Raw genomic sequence first — 11,780 nt, forward strand, 5'->3', positions numbered from 1 at the left:
CAGAACGCACCGTGCCACCCTTCACCCCACCGCAAATTCCTTATCCAGCCTGCTATACCCCAGCCCGTTAATTTTCTTAACCTTGATCTGCACCGGAATACGCTCTTTCATCGCCTCTACGTGGCTGATCACGCCGATGGTTTTCCCGGTGGCGTTCAGTGCGTCGAGCGCATCCAGTGCCGTATCCAGCGTCTCAATGTCGAGCGTGCCGAACCCTTCATCCAGGAACAGGGAATCGATTCGCGTTTTATGACTCACCAGATCGGAAAGCGCCAGCGCCAGCGCCAGGCTGACCAGGAAGCTCTCGCCGCCTGAGAGCGTGCGGGTATCACGAACCGCATCCGCCTGCCACGTATCCACCACTTCCAGCTCCAGCGCGTCGCTGGCCTTACGCTGCAATAAATAACGCCCGTGTAAACGGTTAAGCTGCTGGTTAGCAAGCCAGACAAGATTGTCCAGCGTCAGCCCCTGGGCGAACTTGCGGAACTTGTCGCCGGTGCTCGAGCCGATCAGCGCGTTCAGGTACCCCCAGTCGTCTGCCTGGCGCGCGGCCTCTTCAATTTCCTGCATCAACGCCAGCTGGTGCTGCCGGTTATCGCTGTCCTGCTTAAGCTGCTGACGGATCTCACCCTGATGCGTGGTGTTCTCGCGAAGCCGTTGCGCCAGCTGCTGCAGCTGGCTTTGCAGCGCAGGAGCATCTTCGTTGAGCCCTTCCGGCCGCAGCGCCAGATGAGCCTGCAGCTGCTGATTAGCCTGCCCGGAAAGGGCCGCGGCCTGCTGTATCTGATTTTCCAGCGACTGCTTCAGCTGTTCGAGGCGACGAATAGCGTCGTCATCCAGCAGGGCGGCAAGGAACGCCTCCCGATCGGCAAAGCAGCTCGCTGCGAGCGCCGCGGTGAACTGCGTCTGCGACTGCTGCAGGCGCTCTTGCTCCAGCTTTTCCTGCTGCTGCTGCGCGGTGAGCTGGCTTTGCAGCGACACGCATTCGTCGTGGATGGCGCGCCAGTTATCAGGGATAACCGGTTCGGCCTCTTCGCTGTGCGTTTCCGGAAGCGCGTCGAGCAGCGGCTTCAGGGCGTTTATGCGTTCCTGAAGCACGCCGTGCTGCGCGTGCTTCTCCTGCCACTGCGCGAATTCAGCTTCACGGGCCTGAAGCCAGGCGGCTTCCTGACCCTCTTCAGGTGCGTTAAGTGAGAGCGCGAGCAGGGCATGTTCCAGCGCCTGGCGCGTGGCCGCCAGCTGCTGCTGATACTGTCGCTCCTGCGCTTCCTGCTCGTTCAACTGGTTTTGCAGGGTCAGACGCTGGCTGAGCTGATAAAGCTGGCGCTCGTACTGTTCCTGTTCGTTCAGCCATGGTGCGATATCATCCTGAATATTCAACGCAATGTTCAGGGACGTGCAGGCCGCCATCCACTCTTTAGTGAGCGCTTGCTCTTCCTGAGAAAGCGTCTGCGCGTCGTCTGTTTCACGCTGGATCTGCTGAGTCAGGGCATTAACCTGTCCCAGCACCAGCAGGCCTTCCTCTTTAAGCGCGGCGACCTCTTTTTCCAGGGCATCACGGCGGCGCTGGTTATCCGTCAGCTCAAGCGACTGATATTGCTCAACGGCCGGATGTTCGCAGGAACCGCACAGCGGACAGGGTTTACCCGCCTCAAGCTGCGAACGGTAATGCTCCAGCTTCTTGATTGTTGCTTCGGTTTCGCACAGGGCTTTCAGGTCGAGATAGTGCTGGTTTTTTTCTTTGTACTGCTGGCGGCGCAGCGTCAGCGTTTCATTGAGTTTATTTTGTTCGGCCTGCGCCTTCTGCACGCTTTCACCGCTCTGGCGCAGGCGCTTTTGCAGCGGCTGATAGCGGGCATGCAGCGACGTCAACTGCTGGCGCAGCGTGCGTGACCGGGACTGCTGCTCCATGGCCACGCTGACTTCGTCCGCCGTTAGCGTCAGCGCATTTTCCGGCATCTCAGCCAGCTTGTTGCGTAATTCACCTATCCGCGCCGCAAGCGAGGCTAACTGCGTTTTATCGCGGTTAAGCTGCGAGAACTGGGCACGCCATCCGGCGATCTCCTGCCCCAGCAGGCGATAACGCTCGTGCTCCGCCAGCCACTGCGCCAGCGACGTCAGTTCGGTCTGTAGCTGCTCGTGGTTACGCAGTGCAGAGTTGCGGATCCGCGCGCGCAGTGCGGTTTTGGCTTGTAAGCGAGTATTTACTTCGATAATACGCTGCTGCGTTTGCGTCAGGCGTGCGGTTTGTTCCTGCTGATGCTCCCAAAGCGGTCGAAGCTGGGCGGCGGGCAGAGCAAGCTGGAGTTTTGCCAGCTCAGGTGCTGCGTCCGCCATCGCCTGTTGCGCTTGCTGCTGGAGCGCGTTGACGCGCTGTTGCTCTCTTACGAGCTCTTCATGGCGCGTAAGCCACTGAAAATCTTTCTGTTGGCTTTGCTGCTGTTCCAGCAGGATTTTCTCTTCGTCAGTAAGTGCCTGCAAACTTTGCTGTAACTGCTGCTGTTGCTCTTCACTCAACAGCACGACGCCCGCCGCCTGCGCCTCGCACTTTTCAAGCACGCTGCGGGCGGCTTTGTGTTTTTCAAACACCATGGCGGAAATCTGGCCGTAGATCTCGGTGCCGGTCAGCTCTTCCAGCAGCTCGGCACGATCGCTCGGTTTGGCGTTGAGGAAGGCAGCAAATTGCCCCTGTGAGAGCAGCATCGAGCGGGTAAAGCGGCCATAGTCCAGCCCGGTGAGCGCGGCGGTTTGCTCCAGTTTATCCGTCACTTTGTCGGCCAGGATTTTGCCATCTTCGCAGCGCGCCAGCTCAACGCGCGGTGCCTGCAGGTTCCCGTCAGGCTGGTTGCGCGCCCGGTTCTGGCTCCAGAAGGCGCGGTAAGCGATGCCTTTTACCTCGAACTCCACTTCAGCCAGGCACTCGGCGGTGTCGCGCGTCATCAGATCGTTTTGCGCCTGGGAGACCTTATTCAGGCGCGGCGTTTCGTGATAAAGCGCCAGACAGATGGCGTCGAGCAGGGTAGTTTTACCTGCCCCGGTCGCGCCGGTTATGGCAAACAGCCCGTTGCTGGCAAACGGCTCAGCGGTAAAGTCAATTTTCCACTCGCCTTTGAGGGAGTTGATATTTTTCAGGCGCAGGCTCAGAATTTTCACGCGTTTTCTTCCTCATCATTGAGCGCATGCAGGGTATGGCTGAACAGTTCGCTGAGTCTTGCGCGCTTCGTGTCGTCGATTTCCTCCTGCGAGAGCCTGCGTTCAAACACCTCTTCAACCCGAAGCTCACTGAGCGTTTCGCGTTGAGCGCTTAACAGAATTTTCTCGCGCTGCTCGCGGCTGCGGCGCACCAGTAACACCTCTACCGGCAAGTCTTCGGTCAGCGCCTGGATTTTTCGCTGCATATCGTGCAGGTAGTCGTCGGTGGTGATTTCGATATCCAGCCAGACGGGGGGATCTTGCTCGACGCCGCGCCACTGCTCCAGCTGGGCGGTAATGGCGTCGAGATCGCCCTTCAGCACCGCCAGCGGCTGGGTGACGGGCACCTCCAGCGTCTCGACGGCGCTGAGTTTGCCCTCGCTAAAACTCACCAGATGCACGGATTTGGCTTTGCCCGTTTCGTCAAAGCTGAGCGAAACAGGTGAGCCACAGTAGCGGATATGCTCGCAGCCGCCGATGACCTGAGCGCGGTGGATGTGGCCGAGCGCGATGTAGTCGGCTGGCGGGAAGTTTTGCGCCGGAAAGGCATCCAGCGTGCCGATATAGATGTCGCGCACGGCGTCACTTTTACTGGCCCCGACGGTGGTGAGGTGCCCGGTTGCAATCACCGGAATCGGCTGGTCACCCCGCAGTGCACAGGCTTCGGCGTGCTGCTGGTGGTAATAGTCGGTGATGGCCTGTAATAAATGCTGCTGCTTTTCCGTGCCCGACAGCCCCGCCTGGCTTTGCACGATGTCGCGCGGACGTAAAAACGGTATCGGACACAGCACCGCCCCCGGCGACCCGTCGCGTTTTTTCAGGATCTGCGGGGCGTGCCCGGCGCTGGCGACGACGGTGGTATTGAGAAACGCCAGGATGTCGCGGGATTCATTTAGCGTTGCGACGGAATCGTGGTTGCCGGCGACAATCACCAGATGACACCCTGTTTGCTGCAAATTCACCACGAAGCGGTTGTACAGCTCGCGCGCGTAGCTCGGCGGCGAGCCGGTATCAAAAATATCTCCCGCCACGATAATCGCGTCCACCTCATGCGTCCGGGCCGTTTCCAGCAGCCAGTTCAGGAACGCTTCATGTTCAGCCGCACGGCTTTTGCTGTAAAAATTTTGACCCAGATGCCAGTCCGAGGTGTGTAGTATGCGCATAGCTGATCCGTGGCAAAAAAGAGAAAGCAGGATTATAAACGTTCAGAGAAGGGAAAATAACCGCTGTAATAAAACAACGGTTTGCCATTTATAGTGGTACTGTTTTTCATAAATCTGTCATAAATCTGACGCATAATGGCGCCGAATTACAAACTTGTAACGTAAATAAGATAAGACAGGGCAAAGTATGGCGAGACGTATTCTGGTCGTAGAAGATGAAGCTCCAATTCGTGAAATGGTGTGCTTCGTGCTCGAGCAAAACGGCTTCCAGCCGGTTGAAGCGGAAGATTATGACAGCGCAGTGAACCAGCTGAATGAACCCTGGCCCGATCTGATTCTGCTGGACTGGATGTTGCCCGGCGGCTCCGGACTGCAGTTTATCAAACACCTGAAGCGTGAAGCGCTGACCCGCGATATCCCGGTTGTGATGCTCACGGCGCGCGGAGAAGAAGAGGATCGCGTGCGCGGTCTGGAGACCGGTGCGGACGATTACATTACTAAACCGTTCTCCCCAAAAGAGCTGGTGGCTCGCATTAAAGCCGTGATGCGCCGTATTTCACCGATGGCGGTGGAAGAGGTGATCGAAATGCAGGGGCTGAGCCTTGATCCTACTTCTCACCGCGTGATGACCGGTGAGAATCCCCTCGACATGGGGCCTACCGAATTTAAACTCCTGCACTTCTTTATGACCCACCCGGAACGCGTTTACAGCCGCGAGCAGTTGCTGAATAACGTCTGGGGAACTAACGTGTATGTCGAAGACCGGACAGTTGACGTACATATCCGCCGCCTGCGAAAAGCGCTGGAACTGAGCGGCCACGATCGCATGGTGCAGACGGTCCGCGGCACGGGTTATCGTTTTTCTACCCGTTTCTGAACAATGACAGGAGTGTGACGCGTGCTGGAACGTCTGTCATGGAAAAGGCTCGTCTTTGAACTGATCTTATGCTGTATTCCGGCCTTCATTCTGGGGGCCTTTCTTGGACACCTGCCGTGGTTTCTGCTGGCGTCGGTCACCGGGCTGCTCATCTGGCATTTCTGGAACCTGCTGCGCCTTTCCTGGTGGCTGTGGGTTGACCGAAGCATGACGCCGCCGCCGGGAAGCGGCAGCTGGGAGCCGCTGCTGTACGGCCTGCATCAGATGCAGATGCGTAATAAAAAGCGTCGCCGCGAGCTGGGAAGCCTGATTAAGCGTTTTCGCAGCGGCGCAGAGTCGCTGCCGGATGCCGTGATTCTGACCACCGAAGAAGGGACGATCTTCTGGTGTAACGGCCTGGCGCAGCAGCTGCTGGGCCTGCGCTGGCCGGATGACAATGGCCAGAATATCCTCAACCTTCTGCGCTATCCTGAGTTTACGCTGTACCTGAAAAAGCGTGATTTCAGCCGTCCGCACAATCTGAAGCTCAATAATGGTCGCCATCTGGAAATCCGCGTGATGCCCTACAGCGATAAGCAGTGGCTGATGGTGGCGCGCGATGTTACCCAGATGCACCAGCTGGAAGGGGCGCGTCGCAACTTCTTCGCCAACGTCAGCCACGAACTGAGAACCCCGTTGACCGTGCTGCAGGGCTACCTGGAGATGATGCAGGAGCAAACGCTGGAAGGTGCGCCGCGTGAAAAAGCGCTGCACACCATGCGTGAGCAAACGCACCGGATGGAAGGGCTGGTGAAGCAGCTGCTGACGCTCTCGAAGATTGAAGCGGCGCCAACGCTCGCGCTAAATGACACCATTGATGTCCCAATGATGCTGCGGGTCGTGGAGCGTGAAGCGCAGACGTTAAGCCACAAAAAGCATCACCTGACCTTTGACGTCGACAACACGCTGAAGGTGCTGGGCAGCGAAGATGAGCTGCGCAGCGCCATTTCCAACCTGGTGTATAACGCGGTGAATCATACGCCGGAGGGGACGGATATCGTGGTGCGCTGGCACCATACCCCAACGGGGGCCGAGTTTAGCGTGGAGGACAACGGGCCGGGGATTGCGCCGGAGCATATTCCGCGTCTGACCGAGCGCTTTTACCGTGTGGATAAAGCGCGATCCCGCCAGACAGGCGGAAGCGGCCTGGGGCTGGCAATTGTGAAACACGCGGTCAATCACCATGAAAGCCGTCTCGATATTCAGAGTACCCTGGGTAAAGGAACCCGCTTCAGTTTCGTTATTCCGGAACGATTAATTGCCAAAAAGATCGCCTGACGGCGGGCGTGTCATTTTACCTTTCCACGGGTCAGCCATCGCTGGCCCGTTTGCTTTGCAGTCAAGCGAAACGCGGATGAATTTTATACGGCTGGCTGTTTTTTGTTCGCATGATTAGCCATGGGTTTTTCTTATAAACAGCGTATTGTGCTGGTGCATATTTTCATACTGGCATATTGTTCTGGTTTTGAGATCCCACCTTGCCTTTAAACGTTATAAGCGTTTAAATTGCGCCCCAGATACTGTCAGACCGACTGTATTTGCGTGGTAAATCGAAAAACTATTCTTCTCCACGCCAGGACGGGAGCATTTCCCGCTGAAATTGAGCAAATTTTCGGCTGCATCGTCCCGTGAGGGATACCGAAAATCTCAATGTTTTCAACACCACATCCACAGGCAGTAAGGTTTTATGACCCATCACTTAAAATCGCGTGACATCATCGCGCTGGGCTTTATGACATTTGCGCTGTTCGTTGGCGCAGGCAACATCATTTTCCCTCCAATGGTTGGCTTACAGGCGGGTGAACACGTCTGGACCGCCGCGTTTGGTTTCCTGATTACTGCCGTGGGTCTGCCGGTGCTGACCGTCATCGCGCTGGCGAAAGTCGGCGGCGGTGTGGATAGCCTCAGCACCCCGATTGGCAAAGTGGCGGGCGTTCTGCTGGCAACCGTCTGCTATCTCGCCGTTGGCCCTCTGTTTGCGACCCCGCGTACGGCAACCGTGTCCTTCGAAGTGGGTATTGCTCCCCTGACCGGTGACGGCGCGATGCCGCTGTTTATCTACAGCCTGATCTACTTCGCGATCGTGATTCTGGTTTCCCTCTATCCGGGCAAGCTGTTGGATACCGTGGGTAACTTCCTGGCTCCGCTGAAAATTGTGGCGCTGATTGTTCTGGCGGTAGCGGCCATCGTCTGGCCCGCCGGCCCGATTAGCGACGCGATGGACGCCTATAAAAATGCCGCGTTCTCTAACGGCTTCGTGAACGGCTACCTGACGATGGATACGCTAGGCGCGATGGTGTTTGGTATCGTTATCGTTAACGCCGCGCGTTCCCGCGGTGTGACCGAAGCGCGTCTGCTGACCCGCTACACCATCTGGGCTGGCCTGATGGCTGGTGTAGGGCTGACCCTGCTGTATCTGGCGCTGTTCCGTCTGGGTTCCGATAGCGCCATGCTGGTTGAGCAGAACGCCAACGGTGCGGCTATCCTTCACGCCTACGTGCAGCACACCTTCGGCGGTGCGGGCAGTATGCTGCTGGCAGCGCTGATCTTCCTGGCCTGTCTGGTTACCGCGGTTGGCCTGACCTGCGCCTGCGCAGAGTTCTTTGCACAGTATCTGCCGCTTTCTTACCGCACCCTGGTGTTTATCCTCGGTATCTTCTCCATGGCGGTGTCTAACCTCGGTCTGAGCCACCTGATTCAGGTCTCTATTCCGGTGTTGACGGCGATTTATCCGCCGTGCATCGTGCTGGTAGTGCTGAGCTTTACTCGTCCGTGGTGGAACAACTCTTCACGAATTATTGCGCCAGCCATGTTTATCAGCCTGATTTTTGGTATCCTTGACGGGATTAAAGCATCAGCTTTCGCGCACATACTGCCGGCATGGACACAGCGTCTGCCGCTGTCCGAGCAGGGGCTGGCTTGGTTGATGCCTACCGTTGTTGCACTGGTTCTGGCGATTATCTGGGACCGTGCTGCAGGGCGTCAGGTCGCATCGAACGCTCATTAATCAACGGCAACAAACTGTTTAACCACGGGGCTTAAGGCCCCGTGGTTTTTTGTTTTTTTCGTGTTGAATGGCAAGATTTAAATGGAAAGCACTAACAAACTTAAACGTGGATTGAGCACGCGCCACATCCGCTTTATGGCGCTGGGCTCTGCTATCGGCACCGGTCTTTTTTATGGCTCGGCAGATGCCATCAAAATGGCCGGTCCCAGCGTTCTGCTGGCGTACATTATCGGCGGCGTGGCGGCGTATATCATCATGCGCGCCCTCGGCGAAATGTCGGTTCACAACCCCTCCGCCAGCTCATTCTCCCGCTACGCGCAGGAAAACCTCGGCCCGCTGGCCGGGTTTATCACCGGCTGGACCTACTGCTTCGAAATCCTGATTGTTGCGATTGCCGACGTGACGGCGTTTGGCATCTACATGGGCGTCTGGTTCCCGGCGGTGCCGCACTGGATTTGGGTACTGAGCGTGGTGCTGATCATTTGCGCCGTCAACCTGATGAGCGTGAAGGTGTTCGGCGAGCTGGAGTTCTGGTTCTCCTTTTTCAAGGTCGCGACCATCATCATCATGATTGTGGCCGGTTTCGGGATTATCATCTGGGGGATTGGCAACGGCGGGCAGCCGACCGGGATCCACAACCTCTGGAGCAACGGCGGCTTCTTCAGCAACGGCTGGCTCGGGATGGTGATGTCGCTGCAGATGGTGATGTTCGCCTACGGCGGTATCGAGATTATCGGTATCACTGCCGGGGAAGCAAAAGACCCCGAGAAATCCATTCCGCGCGCCATCAACTCTGTGCCGATGCGTATTCTGGTGTTCTACGTGGGTACGCTGTTCGTGATCATGTCCATTTACCCGTGGAACCAGGTAGGCACCAACGGTAGCCCGTTTGTCCTGACCTTCCAGCATATGGGCATTGCGTTTGCGGCCAGCATTCTGAACTTTGTGGTGCTGACCGCGTCGCTTTCCGCGATTAACAGTGACGTCTTTGGCGTAGGCCGTATGCTGCACGGCATGGCGGAGCAGGGCAGTGCGCCGAAGGTGTTCGCCAAAACCTCACGCCGCGGCACGCCGTGGGTAACCGTTGTGGTGATGACCGTAGCGCTGCTGTTCTCGGTTTACCTGAACTACATCATGCCGGAGAACGTCTTCCTGGTGATTGCGTCCCTGGCGACCTTCGCAACCGTCTGGGTGTGGATCATGATCCTGCTGTCGCAGATTGCGTTCCGCCGTCGCCTGTCGCCGGATGAGGCGAAAGCGCTGAAGTTCAAAGTACCGGGCGGCGTTGCGACGACCGTCGTGGGGCTGCTCTTCCTGGTGTTTATCATTGGCCTGATTGGCTACCATCCGGACACCCGCATTTCCCTGTACGTGGGCTGCGCGTGGATTGTGCTGCTGCTGGTGGGCTGGGTGTTTAAATGCCGCCGCGACCGTCAGCTGGCGGAAGCGCAGTAATCTTTTTTTCACCCTCTCCTTGTGGGAGAGGGTTGGGGTGAGGGCACCAGGCTGCACTGGTGCCTCCTCCCCCGTCCTCCTCCCCCAATAAATCCCATCATGGTGAGCTATCCTTAACCACCCTGTGGCAAGGTGACGTCAATTTCATCAAAGGGGATTCGTGATGTTAAACGCCTGGCACCTTCCGGTTGCCCCATTTGTTAAGCAAAACAAAGACAACCTTGTGATTACGCTCTGGCTGGCGGGGGAAAATCAGCCTGAACGCGTGACGCTCCGCGCCGAAATCGATAACGAAGAGACCGGGTTGAAAATGCACAAGCTGCGCAGCCAGCCGCAGCCGGGGATCGCCGCCTGGCGGGTGAATATCGACCTGCGCAGCGGGCAGCCGCGCCGCCGCTACAGCTTTAAGCTTTTATGGAACAACCGCCAGCTGTGGTTTACCCCGCAGGGATTTAGTCGTTTCCCGCCCGCACGGCTGGAACAGTTTGCGGTCGATTACCCGGATAACGGCCCGCAGTGGGTTAACGATCAGGTCTTTTACCAGATTTTCCCGGACCGTTTTGCGCGCAGCGAAAAGCGCACTGCCGACCAGGATAAGATCTATCACCACCATGCGGCGGGTCATGACATTATTCTGAAAGCGTGGGACGAGCCATTAACCGCGCAGGCGGGCGGATCGACCTTCTACGGCGGCGATCTCGACGGCATCAGCGAAAAGCTGCCGTACCTGAAAAAACTCGGCGTGACGGCGTTGTATCTCAACCCGGTATTTAAAGCCCCGAGCGTACACAAATACGATACCGAAGATTATCGCCACGTTGACGCGCAGTTTGGCGGTGACGAGGCGCTGCTGCGCCTGCGTAAGAACACCCAAAACGAAGGCATGCGCCTGATTCTGGACGGCGTGTTCAACCACAGCGGAGATTCGCATACGTGGTTTGACCGGCATAACCAGTCGATGGGCGGGGCATGTCATAACCCGGACTCGCCGCAGCGCGACTGGTACAGCTTTAACGAGGAGGGGCGTGCGCTGGACTGGCTGGGTTACCCAAGCCTGCCGAAGCTGGATTTCCAGTCGCCGTCTCTGGTGAACGAGATTTACGGCGGGGAAGACAGCATCGTGCGCCACTGGCTGAAGGCACCATGGAATATGGACGGCTGGCGCCTGGACGTGGTGCATATGCTCGGTGAAGCGGGCGGAGCGCGGAATAACCTTCAGCACGTCGCCGGGATCACGCGCTCGGCGAAAGCGGCTCAGCCGGAGGCGTTCGTCTTTGGCGAGCACTTTGGCGACGCGCGCCAGTGGCTGCAGAACGATGCGGAAGATGCGGCGATGAACTATCGCGGCTTTACCTTCCCGCTGTGGGGATTCCTCGCCAACACCGATATCTCCTACGATCCGAATCATATCGATGCTGAAACCTGCATGGCGTGGATGGAGAACTACCGCGCCGGCCTGTCGCATCAGCAGCAGCTGCGGATGTTTAACCAGCTCGATAGCCACGATACCGCGCGCTTTAAATCCCTGCTCGGCAAGGATGTCGCGCGTCTGCCGCTGGCGGTGACCTGGCTTTTCACCTGGCCGGGCGTGCCGTGTATTTATTATGGAGACGAAGTGGGGCTGGACGGCAACAACGATCCGTTCTGCCGCAAAACTTTCCCGTGGGAGCCAGCGAAACAGGACACGGTGCTGTTCAGCCTGTATCAGCGCCTGGCGAAGCTGCGTAAGCAGAGTCTCGCCCTGCGCTATGGCGGCTGTCAGGTGGTGTACGCCCACGATAACGTGGTGGTGTTTGCTCGCATCTATAACCAGCAGCGCGTGCTGGTGGCGATCAACCGGGGCGAGGCCTGCGAAGTGGTGCTGGATGATTCGCCGCTGCTGAAGGTGGCGGCGTGGAAGAGTAAAGAGGGCAAGGCCACGATTCAGGACGGCGTGCTGGCGCTGCCTGCGATATCCGCGACGATCTGGTTCGGTAGCTAATGCGCTAATGTTTCCACCTTTTAAGATGGCGCAAATGCAACGATTTGTGTCAATCTTAACAGATCG

The 11,780-nt window shown here is 57.6% G+C and carries 7 protein-coding genes; 5 read left to right on the forward strand and 2 right to left on the reverse strand.

Annotated features, from left to right (window positions below; all coding sequences use genetic code 11):
- Positions 1-21: 21 nt before the first annotated feature.
- Positions 22-3,153, reverse strand: coding sequence for an exonuclease subunit SbcC (sbcC, locus tag KGP22_RS04710; protein ID WP_223581414.1), 3,132 nt, complete (start codon positions 3,151-3,153; stop codon positions 22-24).
- Positions 3,150-4,355, reverse strand: coding sequence for an exonuclease subunit SbcD (sbcD, locus tag KGP22_RS04715; RefSeq protein WP_223581416.1), 1,206 nt, complete (start codon positions 4,353-4,355; stop codon positions 3,150-3,152). Before sbcD ends, sbcC begins: the two co-directional genes overlap by 4 nt.
- 187 nt (positions 4,356-4,542) lie before the next feature.
- Between sbcD and phoB the strand changes: the two genes are divergently transcribed.
- From phoB to malZ, 5 genes are all read left to right on the forward strand, one after another.
- Complete coding sequence (gene phoB / locus KGP22_RS04720; protein ID WP_008503265.1) at positions 4,543-5,232, forward strand: phosphate response regulator transcription factor PhoB; 690 nt, start codon at positions 4,543-4,545, stop codon at positions 5,230-5,232.
- Between the two features lie 21 nt (positions 5,233-5,253).
- On the forward strand, positions 5,254-6,549 hold the full coding sequence (gene phoR, locus KGP22_RS04725) for a phosphate regulon sensor histidine kinase PhoR (RefSeq protein WP_063620941.1): 1,296 nt from the start codon (positions 5,254-5,256) through the stop codon (positions 6,547-6,549).
- Positions 6,550-6,958: 409 nt separating this feature from the next.
- Positions 6,959-8,278, forward strand: coding sequence for a branched-chain amino acid transporter carrier protein BrnQ (gene brnQ / locus KGP22_RS04730; RefSeq protein ID WP_111963434.1), 1,320 nt, complete (start codon positions 6,959-6,961; stop codon positions 8,276-8,278).
- An 81-nt stretch (positions 8,279-8,359) separates the two neighbouring features.
- Positions 8,360-9,733, forward strand: a complete 1,374-nt coding sequence (gene proY, locus KGP22_RS04735; protein ID WP_223581418.1) for a proline-specific permease ProY — start codon at positions 8,360-8,362, stop codon at positions 9,731-9,733.
- Between the two features lie 163 nt (positions 9,734-9,896).
- Positions 9,897-11,714 (forward strand): maltodextrin glucosidase, encoded by a 1,818-nt coding sequence (malZ, locus tag KGP22_RS04740; protein ID WP_223581420.1) that lies wholly within the window; start codon positions 9,897-9,899, stop codon positions 11,712-11,714.
- The last annotated feature ends 66 nt before the right edge of the window (positions 11,715-11,780 follow it).

Origin of the sequence: Enterobacter sp. JBIWA005, from assembly GCF_019968805.1 — a bacterium.
GTDB lineage: Bacteria > Pseudomonadota > Gammaproteobacteria > Enterobacterales > Enterobacteriaceae > Enterobacter > Enterobacter vonholyi.

Bases quoted from the DNA above. Each gene is read 5' to 3' on its own strand.
- sbcD (WP_223581416.1), bottom strand. From the start codon at position 4,355: ATGCGCATACTACACACCTCGGACTGGCATCTGGGTCAAAATTTTTAC.
- phoB (WP_008503265.1), top strand. From the start codon at position 4,543: ATGGCGAGACGTATTCTGGTCGTAGAAGATGAAGCTCCAATTCGTGAA.
- brnQ (WP_111963434.1), top strand. From the start codon at position 6,959: ATGACCCATCACTTAAAATCGCGTGACATCATCGCGCTGGGCTTTATG.
- proY (WP_223581418.1), top strand. From the start codon at position 8,360: ATGGAAAGCACTAACAAACTTAAACGTGGATTGAGCACGCGCCACATC.
- malZ (WP_223581420.1), top strand. From the start codon at position 9,897: ATGTTAAACGCCTGGCACCTTCCGGTTGCCCCATTTGTTAAGCAAAAC.